Origin of the sequence: Aurantiacibacter atlanticus (genome assembly GCF_001077815.2) — a bacterium.
Taxonomy (GTDB): Bacteria; Pseudomonadota; Alphaproteobacteria; order Sphingomonadales; family Sphingomonadaceae; genus Alteraurantiacibacter; species Alteraurantiacibacter atlanticus.
On the sequence record NZ_CP011310.1, the window covers coordinates 2361520 to 2387707 of the forward strand.

The 26188-nt window shown below is 57.4% G+C and carries 31 protein-coding genes, 1 tRNA gene and 1 other RNA gene; 12 read left to right on the top strand and 21 right to left on the bottom strand.

Annotated elements, in window-relative coordinates; all coding sequences use genetic code 11:
- The first annotated feature begins 36 nt into the window (after positions 1 to 36).
- The 4 genes from CP97_RS11420 (at position 37) to CP97_RS11435 (ending at position 3862) form a co-directional block, all read left to right on the top strand.
- Entirely contained in the window at positions 37 to 1248 is a 1212-nt protein-coding gene (locus CP97_RS11420) for a hydrolase (RefSeq protein WP_048886050.1), read from the top strand.
- Positions 1245 to 2258 carry an arginine N-succinyltransferase gene (locus tag CP97_RS11425; protein ID WP_048886051.1) on the top strand — a complete coding sequence of 338 codons (1014 nt, stop codon included), beginning with the start codon at positions 1245 to 1247 and terminating at the stop codon, positions 2256 to 2258. The genes CP97_RS11420 and CP97_RS11425 overlap by 4 nt, the downstream gene beginning before the upstream one ends.
- Positions 2255 to 3508, top strand: coding sequence for an N-succinylarginine dihydrolase (locus CP97_RS11430; protein WP_048886052.1), 1254 nt, complete (start codon positions 2255 to 2257; stop codon positions 3506 to 3508). Before CP97_RS11425 ends, CP97_RS11430 begins: the two co-directional genes overlap by 4 nt.
- 114 nt (positions 3509 to 3622) lie before the next feature.
- Positions 3623 to 3862 (top strand): hypothetical protein, encoded by a 240-nt coding sequence (locus CP97_RS11435; RefSeq protein WP_048886053.1) that lies wholly within the window; start codon positions 3623 to 3625, stop codon positions 3860 to 3862.
- Between the two features lie 54 nt (positions 3863 to 3916).
- Here the strand turns inward: CP97_RS11435 and ssrA are convergent.
- From ssrA to mscL (CP97_RS11450), 3 genes are all read right to left on the bottom strand, one after another.
- Positions 3917 to 4261: a transfer-messenger RNA gene (ssrA, locus tag CP97_RS11440) on the bottom strand.
- A gap of 43 nt (positions 4262 to 4304) precedes the next feature.
- Positions 4305 to 4754 carry a large conductance mechanosensitive channel protein MscL gene (gene mscL / locus CP97_RS11445; RefSeq protein WP_048886054.1) on the bottom strand — a complete coding sequence of 150 codons (450 nt, stop codon included), beginning with the start codon at positions 4752 to 4754 and terminating at the stop codon, positions 4305 to 4307.
- Positions 4755 to 4841: 87 nt separating this feature from the next.
- Positions 4842 to 5312 carry a large conductance mechanosensitive channel protein MscL gene (mscL, locus tag CP97_RS11450; protein WP_048886963.1) on the bottom strand — a complete coding sequence of 157 codons (471 nt, stop codon included), beginning with the start codon at positions 5310 to 5312 and terminating at the stop codon, positions 4842 to 4844.
- A 141-nt stretch (positions 5313 to 5453) separates the two neighbouring features.
- Here mscL (CP97_RS11450) and CP97_RS11455 point away from each other — a divergent pair, with 141 nt between their 5' ends.
- The 5 genes from CP97_RS11455 to CP97_RS11475 are packed head-to-tail and all read left to right on the top strand — an operon-like array spanning position 5454 to position 9048.
- Positions 5454 to 6065, top strand: a complete 612-nt coding sequence (locus CP97_RS11455; RefSeq protein ID WP_048886055.1) for a LemA family protein — start codon at positions 5454 to 5456, stop codon at positions 6063 to 6065.
- A 26-nt stretch (positions 6066 to 6091) separates the two neighbouring features.
- Positions 6092 to 6946 (top strand): TPM domain-containing protein, encoded by an 855-nt coding sequence (locus CP97_RS11460; protein WP_063612428.1) that lies wholly within the window; start codon positions 6092 to 6094, stop codon positions 6944 to 6946.
- 9 nt (positions 6947 to 6955) lie between these two features.
- Positions 6956 to 7630, top strand: coding sequence for a TPM domain-containing protein (locus tag CP97_RS11465; RefSeq protein WP_048886057.1), 675 nt, complete (start codon positions 6956 to 6958; stop codon positions 7628 to 7630).
- Positions 7631 to 7651: 21 nt separating this feature from the next.
- A complete protein-coding gene (locus CP97_RS11470; RefSeq protein WP_048886058.1) occupies positions 7652 to 8197 on the top strand; it encodes an NUDIX hydrolase in 546 nt (181 codons plus the stop codon).
- Positions 8194 to 9048, top strand: coding sequence for a hypothetical protein (locus CP97_RS11475; RefSeq protein WP_048886059.1), 855 nt, complete (start codon positions 8194 to 8196; stop codon positions 9046 to 9048). Before CP97_RS11470 ends, CP97_RS11475 begins: the two co-directional genes overlap by 4 nt.
- A gap of 181 nt (positions 9049 to 9229) precedes the next feature.
- Here the strand turns inward: CP97_RS11475 and CP97_RS11480 are convergent, their stop codons facing one another.
- The 9 genes from CP97_RS11480 to CP97_RS11520 form a co-directional block, all read right to left on the bottom strand.
- Positions 9230 to 9850 carry a LuxR C-terminal-related transcriptional regulator gene (locus tag CP97_RS11480; RefSeq protein WP_227819594.1) on the bottom strand — a complete coding sequence of 207 codons (621 nt, stop codon included), beginning with the start codon at positions 9848 to 9850 and terminating at the stop codon, positions 9230 to 9232.
- A 57-nt stretch (positions 9851 to 9907) separates the two neighbouring features.
- Complete coding sequence (locus CP97_RS11485) at positions 9908 to 13258, bottom strand: amidohydrolase family protein (RefSeq protein ID WP_048886061.1); 3351 nt, start codon at positions 13256 to 13258, stop codon at positions 9908 to 9910.
- Between the two features lie 253 nt (positions 13259 to 13511).
- Positions 13512 to 14342, bottom strand: a complete 831-nt coding sequence (locus CP97_RS11490; protein ID WP_048886062.1) for an HpcH/HpaI aldolase/citrate lyase family protein — start codon at positions 14340 to 14342, stop codon at positions 13512 to 13514.
- Positions 14339 to 14791 carry a MaoC family dehydratase gene (locus tag CP97_RS11495; protein WP_048886063.1) on the bottom strand — a complete coding sequence of 151 codons (453 nt, stop codon included), beginning with the start codon at positions 14789 to 14791 and terminating at the stop codon, positions 14339 to 14341. The genes CP97_RS11490 and CP97_RS11495 overlap by 4 nt, the downstream gene beginning before the upstream one ends.
- A gap of 45 nt (positions 14792 to 14836) precedes the next feature.
- Positions 14837 to 15598, bottom strand: a complete 762-nt coding sequence (locus CP97_RS11500; RefSeq protein ID WP_048886064.1) for an SDR family NAD(P)-dependent oxidoreductase — start codon at positions 15596 to 15598, stop codon at positions 14837 to 14839.
- A 342-nt stretch (positions 15599 to 15940) separates the two neighbouring features.
- The gene (locus tag CP97_RS16170) at positions 15941 to 16309 is read right to left on the bottom strand and encodes a hypothetical protein (protein WP_149036464.1); all 369 of its coding nucleotides are present in this window, start codon (positions 16307 to 16309) and stop codon (positions 15941 to 15943) included.
- A 13-nt stretch (positions 16310 to 16322) separates the two neighbouring features.
- Positions 16323 to 16712 carry a thermonuclease family protein gene (locus CP97_RS11510; RefSeq protein ID WP_048886066.1) on the bottom strand — a complete coding sequence of 130 codons (390 nt, stop codon included), beginning with the start codon at positions 16710 to 16712 and terminating at the stop codon, positions 16323 to 16325.
- Between the two features lie 261 nt (positions 16713 to 16973).
- Positions 16974 to 17621 carry a hypothetical protein gene (locus tag CP97_RS11515; protein WP_053106630.1) on the bottom strand — a complete coding sequence of 216 codons (648 nt, stop codon included), beginning with the start codon at positions 17619 to 17621 and terminating at the stop codon, positions 16974 to 16976.
- Positions 17622 to 17776: 155 nt separating this feature from the next.
- Complete coding sequence (locus CP97_RS11520; RefSeq protein ID WP_048886067.1) at positions 17777 to 18193, bottom strand: hypothetical protein; 417 nt, start codon at positions 18191 to 18193, stop codon at positions 17777 to 17779.
- 119 nt (positions 18194 to 18312) lie between these two features.
- Here CP97_RS11520 and CP97_RS11530 point away from each other — a divergent pair.
- A protein-coding gene (locus tag CP97_RS11530; RefSeq protein WP_149036385.1) for an IS3 family transposase occupies positions 18313 to 19484 on the top strand; the annotation gives its coding sequence in 2 pieces (ribosomal slippage) (positions 18313 to 18565 and positions 18565 to 19484; 1173 coding nt in all).
- Between the two features lie 363 nt (positions 19485 to 19847).
- Here the strand turns inward: CP97_RS11530 and CP97_RS16750 are convergent.
- The 8 genes from CP97_RS16750 to CP97_RS11570 form a co-directional block, all read right to left on the bottom strand.
- A complete protein-coding gene (locus tag CP97_RS16750) occupies positions 19848 to 20237 on the bottom strand; it encodes an HNH endonuclease family protein (protein WP_048886068.1) in 390 nt (129 codons plus the stop codon).
- 1 nt (position 20238) lies between these two features.
- Complete coding sequence (locus tag CP97_RS11540) at positions 20239 to 20784, bottom strand: hypothetical protein (protein ID WP_048886069.1); 546 nt, start codon at positions 20782 to 20784, stop codon at positions 20239 to 20241.
- Between the two features lie 292 nt (positions 20785 to 21076).
- Positions 21077 to 21328 (bottom strand): hypothetical protein, encoded by a 252-nt coding sequence (locus CP97_RS11545; RefSeq protein ID WP_048886070.1) that lies wholly within the window; start codon positions 21326 to 21328, stop codon positions 21077 to 21079.
- Positions 21325 to 21726, bottom strand: coding sequence for a hypothetical protein (locus CP97_RS11550; RefSeq protein ID WP_048886071.1), 402 nt, complete (start codon positions 21724 to 21726; stop codon positions 21325 to 21327). Before CP97_RS11550 ends, CP97_RS11545 begins: the two co-directional genes overlap by 4 nt.
- Positions 21723 to 21914 (bottom strand): helix-turn-helix domain-containing protein, encoded by a 192-nt coding sequence (locus CP97_RS11555; protein ID WP_063612429.1) that lies wholly within the window; start codon positions 21912 to 21914, stop codon positions 21723 to 21725. The genes CP97_RS11550 and CP97_RS11555 overlap by 4 nt, the downstream gene beginning before the upstream one ends.
- A gap of 122 nt (positions 21915 to 22036) precedes the next feature.
- Positions 22037 to 22582 (bottom strand): hypothetical protein, encoded by a 546-nt coding sequence (locus CP97_RS11560; protein ID WP_149036465.1) that lies wholly within the window; start codon positions 22580 to 22582, stop codon positions 22037 to 22039.
- A 53-nt stretch (positions 22583 to 22635) separates the two neighbouring features.
- On the bottom strand, positions 22636 to 23820 hold the full coding sequence (locus CP97_RS11565) for a tyrosine-type recombinase/integrase (protein WP_048886074.1): 1185 nt from the start codon (positions 23818 to 23820) through the stop codon (positions 22636 to 22638).
- 142 nt (positions 23821 to 23962) lie between these two features.
- A tRNA-Ser gene (locus CP97_RS11570) sits at positions 23963 to 24052 on the bottom strand.
- Positions 24053 to 24218: 166 nt separating this feature from the next.
- Here CP97_RS11570 and hspQ point away from each other — a divergent pair.
- Both hspQ and CP97_RS11580 read left to right on the top strand, forming a co-directional pair.
- Positions 24219 to 24599 (top strand): heat shock protein HspQ, encoded by a 381-nt coding sequence (gene hspQ, locus CP97_RS11575; RefSeq protein WP_048886075.1) that lies wholly within the window; start codon positions 24219 to 24221, stop codon positions 24597 to 24599.
- 50 nt (positions 24600 to 24649) lie between these two features.
- Positions 24650 to 25249 carry a hypothetical protein gene (locus tag CP97_RS11580; RefSeq protein ID WP_048886076.1) on the top strand — a complete coding sequence of 200 codons (600 nt, stop codon included), beginning with the start codon at positions 24650 to 24652 and terminating at the stop codon, positions 25247 to 25249.
- On the opposite strand, the gene CP97_RS11585 is transcribed toward CP97_RS11580, so the two are convergent.
- Entirely contained in the window at positions 25239 to 26141 is a 903-nt protein-coding gene (locus CP97_RS11585) for an ABC transporter permease (protein WP_082863811.1), read from the bottom strand. The two genes, CP97_RS11580 and CP97_RS11585, sit on opposite strands and share 11 nt — an antisense overlap.
- Positions 26142 to 26188: the final 47 nt, after the last annotated feature.

Genomic DNA, 26188 nt, shown 5'->3' on the forward strand with positions numbered 1-26188 from the left:
TGACACATGATGCGTGCCCCTTCAGAGCCGTTACATATGAAACAACTTTCACAAGAAGAGCGCGGCCTGATTGCCGGGATTGACCAGCAGCGTATGTTGGCGCGCACGCAGGCGTGGGCGTCTATCAATTCGGGCACTTCAAATCTTGCGGGTCTCGCCAAAGTGGCAGAGGCGCTGGCTACCGACTTTTCCCTCTTGCCGGGTGAGATCACCTTGCACGATCCTGCCCCTGTAACCGTCGTTGATACCGATGGCCGAGAGGTGGAAAAGGAACACGGTCGCCATCTCGTCTGTTCAGTGCGGCCAGAAGCGCAGCGGCGCTTCCTGCTTACTGGCCATATGGACACGGTCTTCCCCGCCGATCATCCCTTTCAGGAGCTGACCTGGCTGGATGATGACACGTTGAACGGTCCGGGCACTGCCGACATGAAAGCGGGCCTTGCTATCATTCTGGAGGCGCTTACAGCTTTCGAGACAAGTGAGGCTGCGCAATCTGTCGGCTATGACGTGATGATCAATGCTGATGAGGAAACCGGATCGCTATCGTCTGCCGCGCTGATTGATGCCCTTGCCCGGAACAAGGATGCCGCACTTACCTTTGAACCCTCTGCCCTGCCAGATGGCACGCTGGCCCATACGCGCGGCGGCAGCGGTAATTATGCGGTTACATTTACAGGCCGCTCCGCCCATGCGGGGCGCAATCCGCAGGATGGCCGCAATGCCATTGTCGCGGCCGCCGATTGCGTGCTTAAACTGAACGCGATGCAGCATGATGATCTGCCGATAAATCCGGCCAGGATTGATGGTGGCGCGGCAAACAATGTCGTGCCCGACCATGCCGTGCTGCGCTTCAACATTCGTCCGCGCACTACCCAGGCTGCCGAATCCTTCACGAAGGATATCAAGACAATGCTGGCCGAAGTTGAGCAGGAGCATGAAGTCGACATTCAGCTTCATGGTGGCATTTCGCGCCCGCCGAAGCCGGTGGATGAGCGGGCGCAGAAATTGTTTGATCTCGTCCGCGATACTGGCGCAGCGCTTGGCCAGCAAATCAGCTGGCAGAGCACGGGCGGCGTTTGCGATGGCAACAATATTGCGGCCAATCATGTCCCCGTCGTCGATACGATGGGCGTTCGCGGCGGCAAGATACATTCGGCGGAAGAATTCATGATCGTGCCATCTCTCACTGAACGCGCGCAGCTATCGGCCATCGTGCTCCATCGCCTAGCCATGGGAGATCCGTTTTGAGCTTTGTCATACGCGCTGCAACGGCGCAGGATTTGCAGCATCTGTATGAAATGGCCAAGCTGACCGGTGGCGGCTTCACCAATCTCCCACCTGATCGCAATGCGCTTACTACCAAGCTGAAAAACTCTGACGCAGCCTTTTCCCGCACGGCAGATGAAATCGAGGCCGAAACCTTCGTGCTGGTGCTGGAAGACACCGACACTGGCGCTGTGCGCGGCACCTGCCAGCTGTTCACCGCTGTCGGTCAGGCATGGCCTTTCTATTCCTATCGCATAACCACGCTAACCCAGCATTCGCAGGAATTGAAACGTACCATCACGGCTGAGTTGTTGAGCCTTGTGAATGATCTTGGCGGTTGCAGCGAAGTGGGCGGATTGTTTCTTCATCCAGGTCAACGCGCGGGTGGCCTTGGCATGCTGATCGCGCGCAGCCGTTATCTTTTCATCGCCAGCCATCGCAAGCGGTTTGGCAACAAGCTACTGGCTGAATTGCGCGGCATTATCGATGAACGCGGCGGCTCACCTTTCTGGGATGCGATTGGTGGCAAGTTTTTCGGCATGAGCTTTCAGGAGGCGGACGAATTCAACGCCATTCACGGCAACCAGTTTATCGCTGATCTCATGCCCAAGCACCCGGTCTATATCGCCATGCTGAGCGAAGAGGCGCGCAAGGTCATCGGCCTCCCCCACCCCAGCGGCAGGGCAGCAATGCGCATGCTGGAGAACGAAGGCTATTCCTATCAGGGCTATGTCGATATCTTCGATGGCGGGCCGACCATGCTAGCCCCGACGAACAAGGTGCGCTCCATCGCCGATGCTCATCATGGGGCAGTGGAATCGACCACTTTGGACAAGGGCGAAAAATCGCTCATCGCCGCAGGCCACTTGCATAATTTTCGCTGCTGTTTCGGGGCCCGCGAAGTGCGCGGTGACGCTGTGGCGATTGACGCGCAAGCCGCGGACCTGCTGCAAATCGGCGAAGGCGATGCTGTGTGGAGCGTGCTACGATGAGCAATCTGGTGGAGATCAATTTCGATGGCATAGTCGGCCCCAGCCACAATTATGCCGGCCTCAGTCTCGGCAACCTCGCCGCGACACGAAATGCAGGCGAACATTCCTACCCGCGCGCTGCGGCGCTGCAGGGCGTCGCCAAGATGCGCCACAACATGGCTATGGGCGTGGCGCAGGGGTTCTTTCTGCCGTTGCCCCGTCCCGATGTCGGCTGGCTGGAGGCGCTGGCTGCCGATGACACGACAGAGCCTGCCCTGATGGCAGGAGCATGGTCGGCCAGTTCAATGTGGACGGCAAATGCTGCCACAGTGTCTCCGGCCCCCGATACTGCCGACGGCAAATGCCATCTGACGGTCGCCAACCTTGTTACCATGCCACATCGCAGCCATGAATGGCCCGATACGCTGGCACAATTGCAGATCGCCTTTGCGGATACTGCGCATTTCGCCGTTCACGCGCCGGTGCCGCCATGTTTCGGTGATGAAGGCGCGGCCAATCACATGCGGCTTGCAAGGGCGCATGATGCGCCCGCGTTGGAAGTTTTCGTCTATGGGCGGATGGGCGGCCCCTTCCCCGCCCGTCAGCATGAACAGGCCAGCCGCATTATCGCGCGCCAACATGGACTGGCAGAAGATCGTGTCCTGTTTGTCGAACAGGCACCAGAGGCGATTGCTGCGGGCGCTTTCCATAATGACGTGGTGGCCGTGACGAATGAAAATGTGCTTTTCACCCACGAGCAAGCCTTTGCCGATCCGGCCGGCACATATGCCGCGATAGAGGAAAAATGCCCCGGCGCGCAGGTTGTGGAAGTATCTGCACGCGCTGTCAGCCTTGCGGACACAGTCTCATCATATCTGTTCAACGCGCAATTACTGACCCCGACCGATGGCGAAATGACGCTGGTAGTGCCGGAGGAGTGCCGCAGGAACGATGCGGTCTGGAAATGGCTTCAGGACATGCTCGCAGGCAATGGGCCTATTCGTCATGTGAAAATCGTGGATGTGCGCCAATCCATGGCCAATGGCGGCGGCCCCGCCTGCCTGCGTCTGCGCGTTGTCGCCGATCCCGCTGCGGTCGATCAGCGTTTCATGCTGGATGATACAAAGGCATCAGCAATTGAGCATGTCGTCGGCCAATATTGGCCGGAAAGCATCGCGCCCGATCAGATCGGCAGCGACAGGCTGGCAGAAAGGGTCCGCGATGCACGGGCCCGTCTGCTGGACGCGCTGCATCTATCCGAACTTGTCTGAAGCGCCCGAAGGTGTCGGTTTGCTTTACACATCGCTCTGCGTTAACCATCAGAAATGGCGGAACTTAGCGGCTGGCACGGCATTTGCTGTGTAGGGTGTTAAGAAAGGGCACAAATGCTTCAGAAAATTGCAAGGTTGTTTGTTATCAAAACCCGTTGGGAAGCGTTTCTGATCATCTATGCCCTTGCCCTTGGCGCAACCTCGCGCGGGGCCGATTATATCGTGGAATACCCAGGCTGGGGCGGATACGCCCTGTTCTTTGCCTGCACCGGCGCCGTATTCCTGGCTGGCGCAAAAATCCTCGATTGCCTGAAATATGAGCGCGAGCATCGAGAGGTAAAGCCCGCTTCCTGATAATCAGAATTTCGTGAAGGTGGGGGTTTCTGTTGCTAGCTACCCCCGGAGCCCCGGAATCCGTTCTGTTGCCCGGTCGGTCCAACCGCGCTTTAGCCTTGTAAATTCAGTCCGTTAGGACATCAAATTACGCAGCGATTGCGAGTGCTTCATTATCGTTGGCACTTGTGTGTTGTGAGCGTTTAACGGGGGATCTCAGCCCGGGCGAAAACAGTGCCTTTCAACACACGTCGATCCTAGTTCGGCCCCATCAGAATGCGCTGATTTCTCAGCGTTTTTGGTGGAGCCGCCGGGTACTGCCCCCGGGTCCGCTGTGCCTATTGCACACCGCAATTTATCGCCATATCCCGCCGAAACGGGCAGGACCTATATAGGCCCTGCCCGCTTAATGTGAAGTGTATGTAGCGCGCCGAGGCGCTGCAAACCGGCCTATGATGCAATTTCAGGGTGTAGGTGATGCGCCGCTTTTCAATGCGTCGCGGATCTCCGCAAGCAACTCCAGCTCGGTCGGACCTGCATCAGCCTCAATCACTTCTTCTTTCTTCTCAAAGCGTTCCTGCGCCTTCTTGGTGTAACGCACCAACATGAAAATGATGAAGGCGAGGATCACGAAATTGATGATTGCCGTCACGAATGCGCCCCAGGCCAACACGTTGGCTCCGGCTTCGCGCGCCGCTTCAAGGCTCATTCCCGGCTCGATCAATTCACCACTGCTCAGCACCATGTACTTATTGCTGAAATCGACATCACCAAAGATCGCGCCGACAATCGGCATGATGACATCTGCCGTCAGCGAGGCAACGATTACGGCAAAGGCACCCGCAATGATAACTGCCACGGCCAGTTCCATGACATTGCCTCTGGCGATGAAATCCTTGAATTCTGAAAGCATAGTGAAGTGTCCTGTTCAAATTTGAACGCGCAATCTCTCACAGGAGCGCGCAAGAAACGAGACAGGGCGTGGTGAAATATTGTAAAATCAACTCGGCTGTGAATTTTTACGCATTTCGCCAAGGATTTGCTTGAGCACATCAAGCTGTGGATCTGTGGGAATATCGTCGGAGCTGGAACTGTCCTCGGTTTGTTTGGCCTGTTCCTGCATCTCATCAAGCACGCGGTTGATCGTACGAATAAGGAAAAACAGCGCCAGTGCGACGATCAGGAAATCGACCGTCTGAGTGATGAAATCGCCATAGCCCAGCATTGGCACGCCAGCTTCCTTCAGCTCGGCATAATTGGTCGTGCTGCCGGTGTAATCTTCCGGAATCTCGCCCAGCATCAAAAACCAGTTGGAAAAATCAATATCACCAAAAAGCCAGCCAATGACCGGCATGATCATGCTTTCGTTGAGCGAGGTGACAATCTTGCCGAAGGCAGCACCGATGATGACACCCACAGCAAGGTCCAAAACATTGCCCCGCGCGATAAATTTCTTGAACTGCTTGACCATAGTACTGCCCTTCTTCACCCGTCTGACAACTGCCCTGATTGCAAGGCGCATGGGAACGATAACTCCTTGCCCGTGCCTTGTATCCGAGCTTAACCGTGCTATACAGGCAACACACCTGACAGGTTCTGGAGGATTTCGCGCATGTTCAAACGTCTCGCCATGCTGGCAACACTGGTGCTGGGCAGCCTTGCCCTCGCCTCCTGCGGCATCAACTCGGTTCCCACGAAGGAGGAGGCTGCAAAGGCCCAATGGGCCAATGTAGAGGCAGCACTTCAACGGCGCTCTGATGTCATTCCCAATTTGGTTTCGACTGTAGAGGCTGCAGCGGTATCGGAAGAAGATATTCTGACCGGCGTGGTCGAGGCTCGCTCACGCGCAACCTCTATCAATATCACTACCGATGATCTGTCCGATCCGGAGGAATTCCAACGTTTCCAGGATTCCCAGAACCAGTTGACGCAAGCGCTCGGCCAGCTGCGGACCATTGTTGAGGCCTATCCCGAACTGCAGAGTAATGCGCGCTTCGCCGATCTGATGGTGGAGATTGAGCAGGCCAACAACATGATCAATACTGAAATCGGTCGCTACAATGAAAGTGCGCGCGATTATAACACCGAAATTCGCACCTTCCCTTCCTCGATTGGTGCCAACATCATCCACGGCGCGGAAGCGCTTGAATATTTCGAAGCGGCAGAAGGCGCAGAAGAGAATCCCGATGTTGAATTCAACAACATTACCGGAGGAAAAGACTGAGTTCGGACCGCAGGATGAGGCATGGCATGAACAGCCTTTTGCGCAATATCCTGCCCATGCTGATGGCGTGGGCCGCTATTTTGGCGGCCCCTACATTGGCGCAGGATTACGACTTCCCGCCGCGCCCTGATGGGCCGGTGCTGGATAGCGCAGACATGTTGTCTGCCGCGACAGAAGCCGATCTCGACGGGCGGCTGCGGGAATATAATGCACGCACCGGCCATGCGATTGTCGTGGCAACCGTCCCCGATCTGGGCGGTGCCAGTATTGAGCCCTACGCAACTGCGATGTTTGCCGAATGGGGCATAGGCGGGGCGGAGCGCGATACCGGATTGTTACTGCTCATCTCGCGCGATGATCGTGAATTGCGCATTGAAGTCGGCTATGGTCTCCACCCGTATTTCGGCGGCATCATGGCCGGTCGCGTCATTAACAATGTGATCTCCCCCCATTTCAAGGCGGGCGATTTTGATGGCGGGGTGACACAAGGGGTCAATGCCATTCTCCAACACCTTGCCGAAACCCCGGAAGACGCCATCGCCATTGAAGAAGCCGCCCAGGCCGCAGCTGAAAACCAGCGCAGTCAGGGCGGTTTCCCCGTCGGTACGCTAATCTGGATCGGCTTCCTCCTGTTCTTCTTCGTCATCCCCATGTTTTCTGGCCGTGGCCGCAGGCGGCGCTATCGCAGCGGGGTCGGCGGAGTGGTTGGCGACATCATGCTGTGGGAAGCGGGCAAGGCAGTCGCGCGCGGTCTTTCGGACCATGATGACTGGGGCGGAGGCGGGGGCTTCGGTGGCGGCGGCGGATTTGGCGGCGGTGGTGGTTTCGGCGGCTTTGGCGGTGGCATGTCCGGCGGCGGCGGCGCGTCGGGTGGTTGGTAAGGCAGGCTGATGGCATTCCTCAACGAAGCGCAACACAAGCTCGTCTCCGACGCGGTGGCAGAGGCTGAACTTTCCACCAGCGGAGAGATCGTGCCGGTCATTGCTGACAGGTCCGACAGCTATAATGACGTGGTGCTTGTGTGGGCGGCAGCCGCGGCTTTCACGGCAATGAGCATATTTGCTGCCTTCCCTAATGTCCTGCTCGACAGGATTGACTGGCTGATGGGCGGCTGGGGCGTGGACCACACATTTGGCGGGGTGCTTGCCTGGACAATTGGCCTGGGGCTGCTCGTATTTATTGCCGTTTGGCTGATGCTCAGTTGGGATCGTCTGCGCTTTTCCTGCGTGCCCACTCCGCTCAAACGCCAGCGCGTGCATGAACGCGCGGTGCGCCATTTCAAAGTCGGTGCCGAGGGACGCACGCAGGGCAAGACTGGCGTGTTGCTCTACCTGTCCATGCGCGAACACCGTGCAGAAATTGTTGCTGACGATTCCATTGCCGATCTTGTCCCGGCTGAAGTCTGGGGAGAGGCCATGGCAGACATGCTGGCCGAAATCCGCAAGGGCTGTATCGCAGAAGGTATCGCTGTCGGCGTGCGCGACGTGGGCAAGGTATTGTCGCCCCATTTCCCGCGCGCCGATGATGACGAAAACGAATTGCCAGATCGCTTGATCGAGGTCTGACGCTCGGTTAGCGCCGTCTGCATGACGATACCCGACATGGACGCGCCAGAGCGTATTGCCTGGGAAGGCAAATGGATCACCGCCAAGACCCGCGGTCGCTGGGAATATGTCAGCCGCAGCGGCGATATCCGCGCCGCTGTAATCCTGGCGATGGAAGACGGTGAAATTGTATTGGTGGAACAATATCGCGTTGCGCTGGGCCGGCGATGCCTCGAACTGCCAGCAGGGTTGATCGGGGATGATGATGGCGGAAGCGATGACGATCCGCTGCGCGCGGCACAGCGTGAACTGGAGGAAGAAACCGGCTATTGCGCCGCGCATTGGGCAGTGATCGGCGAATTTTATTCATCCCCCGGCATGACTGACGAGAGCTTTACCCTGCTCAGGGCAAGCGGACTTACGAAGACCGGCCCCGGCGGCGGCGTTGAAGGTGAGGACATTACGGTTCACCGCGTCAAGCTGGCGGATCTGGCGCAGACCGTCGCTGATTTTCGTGCAGGCGGCCTGGGCATCGATACACGCATATTGCTCGCGCTCGGTTCGGATCTTCTGGGCGACCTCGCATGAGCGATCCTGTCGAATTGCTGATAGCGGCAGAGCGGCTGCCCGCCGATTATGCCGAGGTCGTGGAGATGCATTGGAAACCGCTGGCCACACGCATTGCGCGTGCCGCAGCCAACCGCAAACCTCTGATTGTTGGTATCAACGGGGCGCAGGGCACGGGCAAGAGCACGCTTTGCAAATTTCTTGAGGTGTTGCTGAAACAACGGGGTCTGCGCGCAATGACGCTTGCGCTTGATGATCTCTACCTCACACAGGCAGAGCGACTGCAACTGGCAGCCGAAGTCCACCCACTGTTTGAAACACGGGGTGTGCCCGGAACCCATGCGGTGGCGATGGGATTTTCCATCATCGAAGCCGTTCTGGCAGGCCGCGAATTTGAAATACCACACTTTGACAAGTCCTGTGATGATCGCTCCAACGACGTCACCCGTGTCTCAGGGCCAGTCGACGTCCTGCTTTTTGAAGGCTGGTGTATCGGCGCCGTGCCGGAGAAGGCCTCAGCCCTTGCCCGCCCGATTAATTTGCTGGAAGCCGAGGAAGACCCAGAGTGGACCTGGCGGACGCTGGTCAATCACTGGCTGGGAGAAGATTACAAACAGCTTTTCGGCCTGATCGATCTGCTGGTGATGCTGAAGGTCGACAGTTTCGATTCCGTGCTCGCCAATCGTCGCTTGCAGGAACAGAAGCTGGCAGATCTCAATCCGATAGGCCCCGGCCTGATGGATGAAGAGGCGCTGGTGCGCTTCATCTCCCACTACGAGCGGCTGACGCGCCATATCCTTACAGAAATGCCCGATCGCGCCGATATACTTTACAGTATCGGACCGGACCAAAGACCGCGGATCGGGAATTGACGCGTCTGATTGTCAGAAAAGAACACCGCAATCGGACAATTCTGAATGGCTTCACAGGGCTGGAGTAAGCACCCCGCTAATCCGATTGCGGTGCAGTAAGGGGATATGAGATGGTAAGAATTGGCGAAAGCTGGCCTTAAAGCCGTATCGACTGGAAACATCTGAATCGGCGAGCATTAAACTATATTCCCGCTTCGACGGCCAGCCGGATCATGTCTGCGCTGCTACGCGCGCCGAGTTTTTCCATCGCCAGACCGCGATGCATCTTGATCGTCTTTTCAGACAGACCAAGCTCGTAAGCGATCTGCTTGTTGCGCAGCCCGCCTGCAACCATAGTCAGCACTTCATGCTGGCGTTTTGACAAGGTCTTGACCTTCTCCGCAGCACGCACCCGGCGGGTGAGCATCGGCGCTTCGGCCCCCTCTTCCAGTTCCACTTGCGAACCGTGGAAATATACCAATTCATTGCGTTCGTCGAAAATTGGCGCAACGACCACGGCATTGCGAAATGGCGTTCCATCCTTTTTGTAGTTGAGGATTTCAACCAGCACGGATTTTCTCTGCTGCACGCCTTTACGAATAGCGTCAGTTAGCCACGGCTCCGTCCCCGATCCTGCAAGAAATCGGCAATTGCGCCCCAGGATTTCTTCTTCGCCATATCGTGTCAGGTCGACAAATGCCTGATTGCAGGCAATTATCGGATTGTCCGGCAGACGAGGATTACTCACCACCGATGCAATGGGGTTCGTCGCAATGACGTCCAGCGCAAGCGGGTCCGATGTGAAGATACCATCACGTTTCACCCTCATGGTTCTAGCTGCCCACAAAGCGGAAGCAAGGCCCGCAGACGGCCTGCGCGCCTAGTCCTCCCACCAATAGGGTGCGCGACGAGCATCTCCCGTGGCGGTTTCATTCAGCGTCCGGGCATCATAGGCGCGTCCACCAAGGACAACTGTCTCGACCTGTTCAGTGCTGCGGATATTGTCCAGCGGATTGCCGGCAAGGATCACGAGATCAGCCAGTTTGCCAGTTTCGAGCGAGCCAATCTCACTATCCATGCCCAGCGAACGCGCGGCCGAAATCGTGGCTGTCTGCAATGCTTCGAGCGGGGTCATCCCGCCGCGCACGAAGGACCAGATCTCCCAATGCGCGGCGATGCCGGCCTGCTGGCCATGGGCTCCGATGGATACGATGACGCCGCGATCCGAGAGCTTCTTTGCTTCACGCGCGACATCGTCATCAACGAAATCGCCTTCGGGCGCCGTGGTGCGGCGCGCATTGCCAGCCCGCAGGATTGCCGGGGGCGTATGGGCATTGAGCAGAGGCTGCTCGAAGACATTGGTCGCCTGCCGCCAATACGGGTCGCCTGCAAGACCACCATAGCCGACAACCAGCGTCGGCGTGTAGTTGGTGTTGGCCTGCGCCATGAACTGCAGGACATCCTCGTAAAGAAACTCGACCGGAATATTGTGCTCCAACGTCGAATTGCCATCGGCTATCAGGTTCAGGTCCATACCGAAGAGTGACCCGCCTTCTGCCACCACGAGCATGTTTTCGCGGCGTGCCGCCTCGACCACCATCTGCCGTTGTTCACGCCGGGGCTGATTGTAGTTCTTCACGCTGGACGCGCCTTCTGCGCGCAGGCGGCGGACATGATCCAGCGCATCGTCAAGCGAGTCTATCTGGGCATAGGCATAGGGATTACGCGCGCCATAAATGATGCGTCCGGTCGAAAACATGCGCGGCGCAAGGATCATGCCGGTGCGCTGCATATCTTCGGCCACGAAGAAGGGCGAATCGCTGGAAGGATCATGAATAGTGGTCGTGCCCAGCGCCAGCGCCTGCATCAGGCTCCAGTTCTGCTGGGGCACCACGCCATCTGCCGATACCGGTCCATGCGCATGGGCATCTACGATTCCCGGCATGATTGTGCGACCGCTTGCATCGAGTGTCGGCGTGCCAGCCGGAATGACGATTTCTGCTGCAGGTCCGACTGCGGAAATGATGTCGCCGTCAATCAGAATGGTGCCGTTTTCGATTACTCCGCCATCTTCGCCCGCCATGGTGATGATGCGTGCGCCGGTGATCGCAAGTGCGCCATCATGCCTGTCAGCCTGGACAGTGCGCAGCATGGAAATCCCGCTTGTTGGCGGGGTAAAGCTGGCGCGCTCCTCCCCTTCAGCGGGTGGTGCGGAAGGAAATAGATTGGCGAGATTGGCGGCGTAGAGCACCGGCCCAAGCGACCAGTGCAACCGTTCGCCACCGCTTGCCCAATGGACAAAATCCGCGGCTGAATCGGACACTTCGACAACAGGCAGATTGCCTCCGCTGCCTGAAACGCTGACAGTCTGCCCGCCCGGCATCAGCGGCATAACGAAAGCATCGTAATTCTCGGTGAAGGCAACGAATTTTCCGGTGGGAGATACGTGATAGCCCGTCACCATTTCTCCGGTTGCGTGGGTGCGAGCGTCCTGTCCGTTGAGATCGGTAGAGACGAGCATTTGCGAGCCGCCTTCGCTTCCGGTCATGAAGATTCGATCATTCGCGGCGCCGAAATGCGGCTGCGCATGATCACGGCTGACCAGCACTGGCGTACCGCCTGTTGCAGCCACGCGGTAAACACCCGGATTGCTGCTGTATTCAGGAGCGGTGAGGTAGCCGCCTTCGCCTTTTTCAAAGACCACGCTGCGGCCATCGGGAGAAAATTGCGGACGCGCGTAATGGCCCGGCTGGCTGGTGATCGTGCGCATGTTGCGCCCATTCGCACCCATGATGCGAATTTCACCTAGTCCGTCATCGGTCCAGTGCACATAGACAATCTGATCACTATCGCGCGACCAGCTTGGATACATTTCGCGGGCATTGCCGCCTTCTCTGGTAAGGCGGCGCATGCTCCCGCCCCCGGCGGGCATGGTGTAAAGCTTGCCAAGGCTTTCAAACACGACTGTGCGTCCATCAGGAGACACAGAGGCGAAACGCGGCATCGTCACATCGACCTGGTCTGCGATGACGGGGATGCGCGGATGCGGCGCTGTGAGCACGCTGCGCGTATCGTTCACGCTGAAAGGAATCTCTGCCAGGTTCGATCCATCCGCATTGATGCGGCGGATCTTGCCCCCTGCCCAAAATACGATGGAACGGCTGTCGGGCGTCCAGCCCATGTTTGGATAGACCCCCGTAACAGCCCAGGTTTCCTGCACGTCACGGTCCAGATCATCATAAATACGCCGTTCTGCGCCAGTCGCGATATTGCGGACATAAAGGCCAGACTGCAGGTTTTCGCGCCGCACAAAAGCGATCATTTCACCATCGGGCGAAGGCGTAGGGCGGACCGCCCCTCCCAAGCCTGAGACAGCCGTCGTTATCTCGCCCGATGCAAGATCATAGCGTTCGATATTGAACAGGTCCTGATTGGAATCCTGCGCATAGATGAAGGTGGAACCAGGAGTGATGTTGCGAGTGTAATATATGGCACGGCCATCGGGCGCATAGATTGGCTCGCCCAGTTCCTTCTGGTGCTGTTCATTGGGCCGTTCCACCAGTTGCACGCCGCTCCCGCCCGAAACATGGTAGAGCCATACTTCACCGGTGCCGAGCGAGCGGCCGGTGGTAAAATGCTTTTTCGCCGCGATAAACTGCCCGTCAGGCGACCATGTGGGCTGGTTGAGGAGGCGGAAATCCTCATCGGTCAACTGGCGCTTGTCCGCCCCATTCGCATTCATCAACCAGATATTGTCCCCGCCCCCCCGGTCGGATGTGAAAGCAATACGGCTACCATCAGGCGAAAAGCGCGGATGCACTTCCCAGGCAAGCCCTTCAGCAATGCGCGTGGGCGTGCCGCCGCTGATCGGCATGGTGTAGATATCGCCGAGCAAGGAGAAGGCGATGGTCGATCCGTCAGGAGAGACATCAATATCCATCCACGTGCCTTCATCCACCTGAATGGGCACCTGCGATATGATCGCTCCGGGCGGGTTGTTGACATCCCACGCCCCATCGTCAGCTTCTGCGGTTTCAGCCTCGGGAGCCGCCTCGGTTTCTACAGATTGCCCGGGTGCTGGATCAGCGGGAGGCGCTGTGCGTGTATTCTCGTCTTCGGTGACTTCCGTTTCCTCTGGCGGCTGTGCCTGATCAGCTGGCGGCTGGACCTGCGCATAGGCAGTGCTGGCAAGGAGACTGGACGCGAGAACAAGCGAGAATGTGCGAAGCATTGGAAACCCGTATCAAATGAAAGGACATCCCTACATACCGCTATAGGGCAAAGGTGCAATGGACACGGCGACAGGCTGAACCAATGTCTGTTCCGGCGAGCTTTTTCAGCATGAAATGCATGCGTATTTCCACTGATTCGCGCGGCGAAGCTGTCCACGCCACCCGTGTTCGAACGCGTGTTTCCAGACCGCGCCTTGGTCGTTTGCAAAGCCATCCAATTCTTACGCCCGAACAGCCAGACCGTCGCAGCGGTCAGCTTTCTCCCAGCAATCGACGGGCCTGCAGCAGATGCGGTCGATCGATCATCCTGCCATCAAGCTGCAGCGTCCCCGCGCCGGGATTCTGCTCGAACGCGTCGATGATCGCGCGCGCGCGCGCGACCTCCTCCTGCGTTGAAGTGAAGGCATGATTGATCACGTCGACTTGTGCCGGGTGGATTGCCATCATGCCCGAAAACCCGTCACGCCGACCGCGCGCAGCATAGGCGGCAAGACCTTCCAGATCGCGAATATCGGGATAAACGGTCTCTATGGCAGGCACGCCTGCGGCATGGGCAGCAAACAGAATGAGGCTGCGCGCCGTTTCGATGGGCGGAGTGTATTTGCCGTCCGGTTCGCGCGCAGATGTCGCCCCGATCGCAGCCGGCAAATCCTCCGCGCCCCAGGTCAGGCCGATCATTGGCGTTTTCACATCGCGATAGGTGCCAAGTTCGAATATCGCCGCGGGTGTCTCTGTTCCGATAGGAATAACGGGCATCTGCGCGCCATCCATAAGGTGCACCAGCCTTTGAACGCTCGCCGCGCCTTCAGCCTTGGGCAGCATCACCGCATCAGGTGGCTGTGGCAGGATTGCGGCAAGATCGGCGGCAGTTTCTCCGCTATCGAGCGGGTTGACCCGGACAATTACCGGCGTTTCACTTGCAGTTTGCAAGAAGTCCGCCACACTTTCGCGGCCCGCCTGTTTATTGGCAGGTGACACCGAATCCTCAAGATCGATGATGATCGCGTCAGCTCCGCTTTGGGCTGCCCTGAGATAGCGTTCTGGCCGATCGGCGGGGACAAACAAAAGGCTTCGCATCTTCACGCTTCGGCACCCTGTATAAGAGCCATGCGCAGGCACTCACATGCCACTTCGTCACGCTGGTTGAGCAAGCGGTGCTGAAACGTCACAATGCCCGATCCCGGCCGCGATTTGCTCTGACGCTTCTCCACCACGTCAGTTTCGGCTCTCAACGTGTCGCCAAGGAATGTCGGGTTGGGGTGCCGCAGCTTGTCATACCCCAGATTGGCAACCAGCGTGCCAATCGTAGTGTCTGCTACCGTCAGGCCTACCATGAGGGAAAAGGTGAAGGTGCCATTGACCAATATTTGCCCGAACTCGCTTGCCTTGGCTACCTCAAGATCGAGGTGAAGCGGCTGCGGATTATGCGTCATGGTGGAAAAGAGCAGATTATCCGTTTCCGTCACTGTGCGCCGGATTTCATGGGCAATCTTCTCACCCACTTCCCATTGCTCAAAAAACTTGCCAGCCATTGTCCAACCCTCCCTTTGTGCGCGGCGATGGATTTTTCCCAATCATCACTTGGGCGCCATTCTGATCGCGCCATCGAGCCGGATGACTTCGCCATTAAGCATGGGATTGCCCGCAATGGCCACAACAAGATCAGCATATTCTTCTGGCTTGCCAAGGCGTGCGGGATGCGGGACCATCTGGCCGAGAGAGTCCAATGCGGCATCCGGCAGGCCCGCCAGCATCGGTGTCCAGAAAATGCCCGGTGCGATGGCCATGACGCGAATCTGATCACGGGCAAATTCGCGCGCCAACGGCAGGGTCATACCAACAATGCCCGCCTTTGAAGCGGCATAGGCAGGCTGGCCGATCTGTCCATCGAATGCAGCAACCGAGGCGGTGTTGACAATCAGGCCCCGCTCTTCACCCAGCGGCTCTGCCTGCTGAAGCCGTGCCGCAAAACGGGAACTGGTAAGGAAGGTCCCGACAAGATTGATCTCTACCGCCTTGCGAAAGCTCGCCATGTCATGCGGCACGAAATGCTTGCCTACCGCCTTCTTGGACCCGAGAATCCCGGCGCAATTGACCAGAATCCGCGCCGTGCCATGCGCTTGTTCTGCTGCATCGAGTGCTTGTGTCACGCTGTCTTCACTTGACACATCGACCTTGGAAAACCGGCCTCCGAAACTCGCCGCATGCTCTTCACCTGCTTCTTCATTCAGATCGAAAATCGTGACCTTGGCCCCTTGGGCAGCAAGGGCGCTGGCAGTAGCTGCACCAAGCCCCGATGCTCCGCCGGTGACGATTGCTGCGATTCCATCGATTTGCATTCTATGCTCCTGAATTGATCCTTATACCCGTAGTTAGCGCGCCACAGCGCAAACCGACATGCCGAATTTTTACACCAAGGTTGAAAAGCTCGCGCTGAGCATCTGATTTACCAAACAGGAACAGAGATCACCGGTTCTGAGAGTAACCGCAATCAAGCAGTGAAGGTACACCAACGCACATCGCCATGTCTTGAATCGCGAAGCTTGTATTGGATAATCCCGAAACGATCGGTGGCGGAGAGGGTGTCCGCCTAAGGTTTTCGCTTAAAGGCTGATAAAGCTTGATATTTTTGCAAGGCTCTTGAATACTCCCACGAATCTTACCACACCATAATGATGTCACTACACCTCAGTGGGATATTCGGAATCGAAGCTAGCTGGCACGGGCTCATCTTCTTGCATTGTCCCTAACTCACACCAGAACCCCACTGATGGCTCAGCTTCGGAACCGTTGCTTTCCATCACCGCTTTGACGTTCGCATTAAGCAACCGCGCGGCCATCTGACAATTCGCGTAATTAAAGGCCTCACTCTCCGGCGCGTCGAACGTGGCGAAGTGAATTCGCATTGTTCTCAACAGTTCCGAATTACGATAAAGCGTCACCTTCCCTGAATTCCCTTCAGACTCAATCGAAGACGAATTCTGCTCACTGCATGCGCCAAGCGCCAATACAGCACAGCAAGTCCAAATCGATTTGTGGTAAAACTTCACAAGCCGCCCTCCTTCAGCACCATCCCCGCCTATCTCCCCATTGCCTTGCATAGCCTTCCTGCACCAGCACAGCACCCAGCGAGCGACCATTGCGCGAAACCGTTGTTAGCGACCTACCATAACGATCCAAACCCTGCGTATGCAATTCAGACGGTCCTGCATTGAGCAAAGCCAAGAGGCGAGCGGTTGCGCGACTAGCGGCTTCCGCCTCCGCACGGCATTGCGGGTTGCTCACCTCTGGCGCGTCGATATCTGCAATCCTGTATTTCACCCGATCCAGCCAAAACGTATCGCCATCCACTACACACGTAACGCGCCGCTCGGTGCCGCAAATCGAAAAGGTCGCTTGCTCGGCTGGGATAGGCGCTAGCATTGCCAACATTATTGCCGCAAGTCCGCTCATTTGCCCTTCCTCCTCGCTAATTCATAGGCTGACGAAACCGTGCCATCGACAAGGGTCGCATCGGGGAAAGAAGCGCCGAACGTTCGCGCCTTCGTTATGCTGCGAAAATGAAATGCCGCTGTGTTACCGGCTAGGCTAAGAGCGCTATGGCTTGCAAAGTTGTCCGCTCCGCAGGACTTGCTGAGCCAAGCGATGGCTGCAATTAGGACGCTAAGGGGGCGGGCGACGGCTCGAGAATCAACCATCGGCGCCTTACTCGTTTTATTGACCGTCAGCTGCGACGACAGGTTGTGGTGCAGGTGCAGGAGCGCCGACAACCATCGGGCCTGGCTGAGTGTTAGCAATGGCCAACTCAACATCCTCGTCAATGAAAGCACCAACTTCACCGCCCAGTGGCAACTCGGCGCTGGTGCCTGTCATGAAAAAACCTGCTACGGGAACCAAGGCAATCGCTCCCACAACCCCCGCGGTGACGGTGACGCCCTTGTCATCGAAAGTACCGGATAGCCGGATTTGGCGTCCATTTACTCGCGCGAAGAGAGCGCGCCCTTCGAGTTTGCCGGACTTGCCCCACATGCCCTTGTTCCGCACACTGGTTATTTCACCCCATGCCGGACTGCCTGCTGGAATTACAACTACGCCGTTGACCTCTATGGGAGCGGCGACCTCCATCTGGACTCGTTGGCCGACACTGGCAGCCTTATCCTTCGTAGTGACAGTTTCCATGAAGCGGAGCTGGACAGGTGTTCCCGAACGCAACACTGCGTTAGCAGTAGGCGCTTCCTGGATCGGTGCGGATACAGGGACAGCCGAGGTGGGCACGACGGTCTGCGCCGTGTCTTGCGCAGAAGCTGGAATGGTGCACACACCCAAAAGTGCAGCGATGGTCACGCATGTCGAAAATTTCATAGATAAGTCCTATTGTTGCCATACGCCCCCTGCGCATAACAGTTTGGAAGTTACCTATATTTGAAAGATTGCAAAGAAGTTAAATGCTTAAACCATTTTAGAGACACATCGTTCTCAGATCTTCCGCGATTGGGGTATCGTGCGAAACACGCGTGTTATTCTGACTGCTTGGAAAGCTGCCCAATCCAATTCATCATCTCGGAGCTGCACTCGGCATCCAATTTACCGAAGCGTTCCATGTGCTGCCAGTAGGTCCGCCACCACATGCCTTTGGGCTTTCTCGGATACTGGCCCCAGCCGCGCTCGCATCCCAGCTTTTCCTGCAATCTGAAAAGCCGCTCGAATGGCACATCTCGCGGCGTATCGCGTTGCGATTGATAGCCCAACCGCCAAGCTTTGCGTGATGCGAACCTGTCGCCACCGGGGGGAATGTAGAGCTTGCCAACGCGAATGCCGCGATAGGGGCAAATCATCCACCAACGCTTGCCGCCATAGTGCGGGACTGTGTGGCACAGCGTCACAGTTTGGCGCACTTGCTCGGCATCATCGTCTTTGCCCCGCGTATAGATCAATTCCAGCCGCTCGCTTCCCGGCTGGGATAGGTGGGCGCGATAGCCAATCGATCTGACGTGACCCCCTGATTTTCCTCCAAGTTGGATTAGAGTCCGGCCCTGACAGAAGGACGGACGAGATGAAGAGAACGAGGTTTTCAGAAGAGCAGATCATTGGCGTGCTGAAGGAAGCGGAGGCGGGAGCCAAGACCGCTGACCTTGCCCGTCGGCACGGTGTATCTGAAGCGACGATCTACAACTGGAAGTCGAAGTATGGCGGGATGGAAGTGTCCGATGCCCGGCGGCTGAAGGAGCTGGAGAGCGAGAACGCGAAGCTGAAGCGTTTGCTGGCCGATGCGATGCTGGACAAGGCGGCGTTGAAGGATCTTCTGGCAAAAAAGTTTTGACGCCCGCCGCGCAGCGGGAAGCTGTTGCTCATCTCCAGGCGTGCCATGGGATGAGCGAGCGGCGGGCGTGCCGTGTCATCGATGCTGATCGCAAGAGCGTGCGTTACCGTTCCACCCGGGACGATGACGTCGATCTGCGTGAGAAGCTGCGCGAGCTGGCCAACCAGCGTCGCCGGTTCGGCTATCGCCGTCTGCATATCCTGCTGCGCCGGGAGGGGATCATGATCAACCGCAAGAAGACCCAGAGGCTCTACCGTGAGGAAGGCTTGGCGGTCAGGCGACGACGTAGCCGCAGGCGTGCTGTTGGCACAAGGGCACCTGCTCCGGTTCTGGCGCTGCCGAACCAGCGCTGGAGCCTGGACTTTGTTCACGACCAGATGGCTTCGGGAAGACGGTTCCGGGTGCTCAACGTGGTCGATGACGTGACCCGGGAGTGCCTGGCAGCGGTGCCGGACACCTCGATCTCTGGTCGCCGTGTCGTTCGCGAGCTGACCGCACTGATCGAACAGCGCGGCAAGCCAGGCATGATCGTCAGCGACAATGGCACCGAGCTCACCAGCAACGCTGTGCTGGCATGGTGCGGCGAGGTCGGCGTGGAGTGGCATTACATCGCGCCCGGAAGGCCGATGCAGAATGGCTATGTCGAGAGCTTCAATGGCCGGATGCGGGACGAACTGCTCAACGAGACGCTGTTCTTGAGTATGGCCCATGCCCGTGTCGAGATCGCGGCCTGGGTCGAAGACTACAATCGGGAGCGACCACACTCGTCTCTCGGTTACGCAACACCGGCGGCGTTCGCCGCTGAACTGGATAAGCAATGGCCTGCTTCGCTACGCCCTACGGGCTCCGCTACGCAGCCCATTGCTTCAACCGCGCTGATGCGCAAAACAACCGCCCGGCTCTAATCCCAGCTGGGGGAAAGCTGGGGGTCACGTCAGATCCGCTGGGAGAGCCGCGACAAGTCCAATTCAAAGTGCCGCTAGTGTCGCGTCCCTCGCATGCAAAATTCCTGCGCAGCATCCACGCCAGATCGATCCGCAAGCAATGCTCGGCAATTGGCCTTCCGCCATTTCGTCCAGAACCATATCCGCCCATGCTGCCAACCTAAGAGTCTGCTGGAATCTCCGCCAGATATTTTCCTAAATCAATTGGGGAATCCAGCAAATGGAACGCGACGAAAGAAAGGCGAACGTTAGCTTGCGAGCGTAGGATTACAATTCGGAACGGTTCCATCTTTCCTCGCTCGTTTGTAAGCCTGTCCAAGGCAATTAAATCGGCCAAGCCTTCAAAGCCAAGGTGGATAGCCTTGCTTGTCGCGCCTCGATTTCTTTTGAAGTCCAAGCGCCATATGCGCCAACTTCGTTGGTTAAGGCATATGGCGAAGATGTATATGTTGCGGTTTTTGACTCAAACGGAAGGTTGCCCGCAGATTCATTGCCACTCTTTGTAAGTAGGCAGAGATTTCCCAATCGCTTCGTAAAGCGTCGCCGATCCTCTTCATCGAATTGCTTCCAGTCTTGAGCGTCTGCGTTTGTTGGTAGAATATGCTCCAATGTCACTGCGCTAGGGTCGTCATTTTGCACATACCAGGGCTCGTTTTCGTCCGCATTCGCAGCCTCCAAGGCTCGCAAGTAATAGCGGCCTAGGTCATTCAACACCCTAAATTGGATCAATCAATGTGCTGCGCTTAGCTCTTTTGTCGTTAAGATCATTGGTTGTGCCGCACCGCTTGCCAATAATCCGCCCGCCTTCGCCATGCCGGGGCAGGTTTAACAATACGCCCGTATCACCACTTGCCGCTTTCATCATGTAGCGCGCCACGTTTTCGGCATTCGCAACCTGCCGCTGTTCTCTATTTTCGCCTATTTTAGGCAATCGCCCACCGATCAATGTCACTTTGCTGACACCGGCCCGATATTGCCCACCAGCTTGCTTGATCCAGCGCCGTGTGCGGTTTCTCAGATTCATTCCGGTTGGCAGGTGCAACAGGATATGCACGTGCTCGCCCTTGCCGCTGGCGCACTCTCTCACCCAGATTGCCGACACGCGCCCGCCTTCGCGCCGCGCCTGCTTTCCAATTAGGTCCAGGAGCTTGCCGATAAACCGCATTGCGTCGCTCGGCTGGATACCAGCCTTTCCATAATGGACCGTCCAGTGTCGCTGAAATACGCGGCCCGTATCGAATGCAAATTGTGCCGCCTCCATCAAAGCTAAGACCTGCTTATCACTCAGGCCATAGCTCACCCTGTCAGTACGATTGCGGGCACCGCCCCATGTGCCCCGTTGGCCTCCATTCGGCTGGGCAAGGTCGCAACTAGAAGTAGGACTATAGTTTGCAAGCGCCGTGCCAGTGTCGGGCAAGCGCCCGTTTTCCGCCGTTATCAAACAAGCGACATCGGCGCGCGGGGATGCGTTTCTGGCCATTGCGGTGAAGTTTCAAGATTGTCGAAACGGGGCGGCATTATCCGGCTGGATTGATCCGCCCCGCTTCCAGGCTCTAGGAGCCGATTTCAGGCCCGCTTGGCGCAATCGTGGCAGCGTATGCCGTCAATGCCCGCGCTAGGTCTGGAACGGCCTCTATCGGCATTGTCACGCCTTTCGCCGTTGCCTTGTCGCCATGCTCGCCAGCCCAGAGCCGGAATTCGAAAAATTGCCTCCCCTTAAACTCGCGCTCACCAGCGATAAGTAGCCCATCATATTTGGCCAATACCCAGACCGGGGGAGCTGTGAAGCCGTCGCGCGCGCTCATTGGCCGCTCTCCCTGGCACTTCGCTGTTTTAACAGGCACCCGGGAGTTGCCAGCCGATAGCGGGCATGGCGATAGCGACCTACAATCTCTGTCGATATACTTAGGCCGTCTTGGCGCAATGCATGGATCGTGCCGCCCAGCCGCGTATGCCACGGGTAGGTATCGTGCTGCGTTACGCCTCCCGGCCTCTTGACCAGCATGGCGAGCACGCGCCCGCGCTTTCCGCGATAGCTGTAGGTGGCACCGTCCGCCGCGCGAAAGGCGACAATTCGGTTGCCAGCTTTGCTATCATAGACGATAAGGCTATTGCCGTTGGCTTCCACAGTTTTCGGCTGGCCCCCTGTCGTTGCCGCGAAGGGGGCCTTTCCTTTTTCTGGCGGTACAACATTGTCCATCATGAGACATCCCCTGTGCTGAGAGGTAAGCTGTCGGCCCATGCCTCTGCATCGGCGCGTGCAATGCGTGTGGCCGTGCCGAATTTGCGCGTTTTCAAGCGTCCAGCATTTTTTTCGCGATAAAACGAGGTCTTGCCGATGGAGTAGCGTTCGCAAAAGTCCGCCACGGTTATCAGTTCGGGCATTTCCATATTGGGTTTTCCTAGCTGCGCTGCACGGTCCGCCGTGCCGTCCCCAGCGAGTGCCGGGGAGCTGCTAGGAATATAATTTTACAGGGCGATTGCGAGAAAATGCCGCTCCAAATGCAAAATTTTTAATCTGGAGAATCCCGCTTAGATTTGCCGAGCTTACCAAGTGTGCTGACGGATTTTGTAGCTTCAACCATATCAATCTGCCATTTCCGCTGACCGGCGATGCGCGCGTAAACACTCGAGACACTGTTGCCAGTGGTTTCTGCAATTCGGTGTATCGCTGCATCGGTTTGCCATCCCTGCTTTTCTAGCCGACCTAGCCTAACGATCCATGCAATCTCTTGCCGTCGGCGGGAGTGCTCATCTGATGGAGAGCGCCAAGTGCCGCGTTGCGCCTGTTTAAGAATCAATTTGTGGTGAGCATCCTCACCCCTCAAGGCATTTGCCAACGCCCTCAGCTCAAATGCTCCGGGCCTCCATCGTAAATCATCAGCGATTTTTTGTAGCATTTGCGCAATCGAATTTTCGTCGAACTCCATCGGCTCTTCGTCATTACCCAAATGACATCGCTGCACGCGCTCCAAGTCGACATTGTGTCGATGCATTGGAGCAAATGAGTGTTTGTCACAGACGCTTAGATCTAAATGGAGAAATTCGCCTTCGTCCAATTCGATTTCCGACTTGTGCAATTCGCACAACTGCACCTCGCACCTACACTCTTTCATTGCGCAAGCCGCACGACATTGCCGCCGCTCGCCCCCTCGCAATAGTCGGTCCAAGCGGACATTAGTTCGCGTCTCTTTTCCAGCATCGATCCGCGCTGATAAGCCGCAACAGTCTTATCGCTGACAACGTGTGCCAGTGCCGCCTCGGCTAACTCGGCTGGCCAGCTTGATTGCTCGGCAACCCAATCGCGGAAGGTGGAGCGGAACCCATGCGCGGTTACCGCCATTTCCATATCGCGAAGCACTTTTGTCAACGTCATATCGCTAAGCGGTTTGCCGCGCTTCGTGCCGGGAAACACCAAGTCGCTCTCGCCGCGCCTGTGCAGCTTCATGCGCTTGAACAGTGCCACGGCTTGCGGTGATAGTGGCACCACATGCTCGCGCCCTGCCTTCATGCGCTCGGCTGGAACGGTCCACGTGGCAGCATCCAGATCAAGCTCGCTCCATTCGGCCAGTCGCACTTCACCAGACCGTGCTGCCGTTAATATCACCGCTTCCAGTGCCAGCCGCCCCATGGTCTCGCGCTTGCGTAATTTAGGTAAGAATAGGGGAAGGTCGGCATAGGGCAACGCAGCATGATGCTTTGGCTTGGCGCGCTGTTTTGGCAATGCCTTGTCGATAACGGGCATGGGCAAGCCAGCCTCGCGATAGCCCTTGGCAACCGCCCAATCGATCACCGTGCAAATCCGCTGGCGCAATCGCCGCGCGGTTTCAGGCTTGGCCAGCCAAATTTCAGCGAGCGCGTCACGCACGGCTGGCGCATCCACTAGTGCAATCGATCGATCCCCGAATGCGGGGAAGGCATAGGTTTCCAGCGTTGTGAGCCATTGCTTGCGATGCTTGGCATTTTTCCAGCTACCCTTGTGCTCGGCATGGACAGATGCCGCCGCCTCTCGAAAGGTAGGCACGCCAGCCGCCTTCTTGCGCTCGGCGATAGGATCGATCCCGGCTTCCACCTGCGAACGAACCGTCGCCGCACGCTCGCGCGCCAGTTTGAGCGAAACCTTCTTAGCGCTGCCTAATCCAATATCGCGTCGCCGCCCGTCCTTCTGAATGCGGACCATCCAACTTTGCCCACCGCGCTTGCCAATCAGAAGCGCCAGCCCGTCCCCATCCTGATACCGGCCCGGCCTACTGTCCCGGACCAATGCACTCACCTGCGTCGCTGTCAGACTGCCCAATGCCTTTACTCCCACGTTTCCTACCACACAATAGCGCGGATAGAAGCGAACGGCAAGGTCGACGCAGGAACGCCAAACGCGGGCTTTACGGATGGCTCCCCGCCAGATGGGGGAGAGATGGGAACGGCTGGGAAAGGGTAGCTGGCGGAGAGGGTGGGATTCGAACCCACGGTACCCGTAAGGGCACAACGGTTTTCGAGACCGTCCCGTTCGACCACTCCGGCACCTCTCCGCGAGAATGGGCCTGCGAGACAATATCTGCGTGGCCAGTGGGCAGCGGGGCGGTTAGCTCATGGGCACTGGCTTGCCAAGCCCTTGCGTGGCGCAATCACCTCAAATCCGGTGATTGCGCAAGACCAAGTCTTGTTGCGAGTGCGAAGGCGCCTATATTCAATCCCATGGAACGGTCGGAATTTTACTCTTCGCAGGCCGGTCGCCGGATCGCGGCGCCCCGCCGTTCACGCGCTCGCTTCGCTATTGGGGACGTGGTGAAGCATCGTAGCCATGATTTTCGCGGCGTCATTTTCGATATCGATCCTGTCTACGCCAATTCGGAAGAATGGTTCGAACAGATTCCGGAAGAACAGCGGCCGCGGCGCGACCAGCCCTTCTATCACTTGCTGGCGGAAAATGAGGAAAGTTCCTACGTGGCCTATGTCAGCCAGCAGAACTTGCTGATGGACAACGATGATGAGCCGATCGATCATCCACAAGTCTCCCAATTGTTCGAGGAATTTCGCGGCGGACGCTACCGCCTGCGACGCAGCCTGACGCATTAGGCCGGAAACACCGTCCATCATCGCGAAACCTTTTTGTGGGATGAGCATGTATGGATTTTGCGGGCCACCCCTATTCCGACCCTCTTGAAATCGCGTTGCGACGTGAATTGCAGACGGGTGAAGAGGTGTTGTGGAAGGCACGACCGCTCAACCGGATCAGGGCAAGCGGTTTCGCTCTCTATGTTTTCGCCGTTCCATGGACAGCCTTTGCGCTGTTCTGGACTGCCATGGCCTTTGCGGGGGTCAGCGGATCAGACTCGACGGACGCCGGCGTGCTGCGCTTTGCATTTCCATTGTTTGGTCTGCCCTTCATCCTTGTCGGATTGGGGATGATGTCGGCCCCTTTTCTGCCATTGCTGGAAGCTGGCAAGGTGCTTTATGCCGTCACAAATCGCAGGCTCATCAAGCTAAGGCTGGGTCGGCGGCTTGTTACGACATCGGTGCGCGCCAGCAAGCTTGGCTCAATCAAACGCAGCGAAGGGCGTGACGGGGTGGGTTCGCTCAAGATCGCAACCGGTGCCAGCAAGGATGGTGACGGTGACAGGCAGGTCGATTATTTCGAAATCGACGCAGTGCCGCGCGTGATGGATGCTGAAAGCAGCATTCGCGAGATGCTGCGCGCATTTGAAAGCCTATCGGTCAGCTCTTGATCTTCCACCCGCTCTTCAACACGCGATAAGCCAGAATACCGAGCGCGAGATTGAGTATCCCGACACCGATTGCAGCGCCCAGCACCGCACTATTGGTGCTACCGATATCGCTTTCCCCCAGGAAACCGAAACGGAAGCCAGAGATCATGTAGAAAAACGGATTGGCGCGGCTGATTGCCTGGAAGAACGGCGAGAGGTTGGAAATGACGTAGAACGTGCCTGAAAGCAGGCTGAGTGGCGCCACAACGAAGTTGGTTATTGCAGCATTGTGATCGAATTTTTCAGCCCAGATGCTCGCTAGAAATCCGGCGATGGCCAGCATTGCAGCGCCCATCAGACCGAACCAGAGAATGGCCCATGGATGCGCCATGCGGATCTCTACGCCCGGATACAGCCACATTGCCAGCGTTACGGCACCGCCCACCAGCACCGCGCGCGTCATGGCGGCTGCAATGATCCCCAGCATCAATTCGGCTTCCGACAGAGGCGGCATCAGCAGATCGATAATGGTGCCCTGCATCTTGCCCGTAAGCAGCGAAAAGCTGGAATTGGCATAGGCGTTCTGCATCATGCCCATCATGATGAGCCCGGGGGCCACGAATGTTCCGAATGGCACCCCCAACACTTCGCGCCCTCCGCGGCCAAGCGCCACGGTGAAGATAATGAGAAAAAGGAGTGTTGTGACAGCCGGCGCCCAAATCGTCTGCGTCTGCACCTTGAGAAACCGGCGGATCTCCTTAATATAGAGGCTCCACAGCCCGACCCGGTTGAACCCGGTAATCTGTGGCTCCCCCTTTGGCGGGAACTGGCTCCCACCGGATTTGCTGGTGGCAGAGATTTCTACGGCGTTGGCGGGTGCCAATCCGGAGGGTTCTGATGCTTGTTCGGACATGGGAGAGCACCTATCTTGAGCTGGCCGGGCTGGCAAGAAATAGCCGC

What these genes read in the sequence shown, in the direction of transcription:
- CP97_RS11420 (WP_048886050.1), top strand. Translation starts at nt 37, where the DNA reads ATGAAACAACTTTCACAAGAAGAGCGCGGCCTGATTGCCGGGATTGAC.
- CP97_RS11430 (WP_048886052.1), top strand. Translation starts at nt 2,255, where the DNA reads ATGAGCAATCTGGTGGAGATCAATTTCGATGGCATAGTCGGCCCCAGC.
- CP97_RS11435 (WP_048886053.1), top strand. Translation starts at nt 3,623, where the DNA reads ATGCTTCAGAAAATTGCAAGGTTGTTTGTTATCAAAACCCGTTGGGAA.
- mscL (WP_048886054.1), bottom strand. Translation starts at nt 4,754, where the DNA reads ATGCTTTCAGAATTCAAGGATTTCATCGCCAGAGGCAATGTCATGGAA.
- mscL (WP_048886963.1), bottom strand. Translation starts at nt 5,312, where the DNA reads ATGGTCAAGCAGTTCAAGAAATTTATCGCGCGGGGCAATGTTTTGGAC.
- CP97_RS11455 (WP_048886055.1), top strand. Translation starts at nt 5,454, where the DNA reads ATGTTCAAACGTCTCGCCATGCTGGCAACACTGGTGCTGGGCAGCCTT.
- CP97_RS11460 (WP_063612428.1), top strand. Translation starts at nt 6,092, where the DNA reads ATGAACAGCCTTTTGCGCAATATCCTGCCCATGCTGATGGCGTGGGCC.
- CP97_RS11465 (WP_048886057.1), top strand. Translation starts at nt 6,956, where the DNA reads ATGGCATTCCTCAACGAAGCGCAACACAAGCTCGTCTCCGACGCGGTG.
- CP97_RS11470 (WP_048886058.1), top strand. Translation starts at nt 7,652, where the DNA reads ATGACGATACCCGACATGGACGCGCCAGAGCGTATTGCCTGGGAAGGC.
- CP97_RS11475 (WP_048886059.1), top strand. Translation starts at nt 8,194, where the DNA reads ATGAGCGATCCTGTCGAATTGCTGATAGCGGCAGAGCGGCTGCCCGCC.
- CP97_RS11485 (WP_048886061.1), bottom strand. Translation starts at nt 13,258, where the DNA reads ATGCTTCGCACATTCTCGCTTGTTCTCGCGTCCAGTCTCCTTGCCAGC.
- CP97_RS11495 (WP_048886063.1), bottom strand. Translation starts at nt 14,791, where the DNA reads ATGGCTGGCAAGTTTTTTGAGCAATGGGAAGTGGGTGAGAAGATTGCC.
- CP97_RS11500 (WP_048886064.1), bottom strand. Translation starts at nt 15,598, where the DNA reads ATGCAAATCGATGGAATCGCAGCAATCGTCACCGGCGGAGCATCGGGG.
- CP97_RS11510 (WP_048886066.1), bottom strand. Translation starts at nt 16,712, where the DNA reads ATGAGCGGACTTGCGGCAATAATGTTGGCAATGCTAGCGCCTATCCCA.
- CP97_RS11515 (WP_053106630.1), bottom strand. Translation starts at nt 17,621, where the DNA reads ATGAAATTTTCGACATGCGTGACCATCGCTGCACTTTTGGGTGTGTGC.
- CP97_RS11540 (WP_048886069.1), bottom strand. Translation starts at nt 20,784, where the DNA reads ATGGAGGCGGCACAATTTGCATTCGATACGGGCCGCGTATTTCAGCGA.
- CP97_RS11545 (WP_048886070.1), bottom strand. Translation starts at nt 21,328, where the DNA reads ATGAGCGCGCGCGACGGCTTCACAGCTCCCCCGGTCTGGGTATTGGCC.
- CP97_RS11550 (WP_048886071.1), bottom strand. Translation starts at nt 21,726, where the DNA reads ATGATGGACAATGTTGTACCGCCAGAAAAAGGAAAGGCCCCCTTCGCG.
- CP97_RS11555 (WP_063612429.1), bottom strand. Translation starts at nt 21,914, where the DNA reads ATGGAAATGCCCGAACTGATAACCGTGGCGGACTTTTGCGAACGCTAC.
- hspQ (WP_048886075.1), top strand. Translation starts at nt 24,219, where the DNA reads ATGGAACGGTCGGAATTTTACTCTTCGCAGGCCGGTCGCCGGATCGCG.
- CP97_RS11580 (WP_048886076.1), top strand. Translation starts at nt 24,650, where the DNA reads ATGGATTTTGCGGGCCACCCCTATTCCGACCCTCTTGAAATCGCGTTG.
- CP97_RS11585 (WP_082863811.1), bottom strand. Translation starts at nt 26,141, where the DNA reads ATGTCCGAACAAGCATCAGAACCCTCCGGATTGGCACCCGCCAACGCC.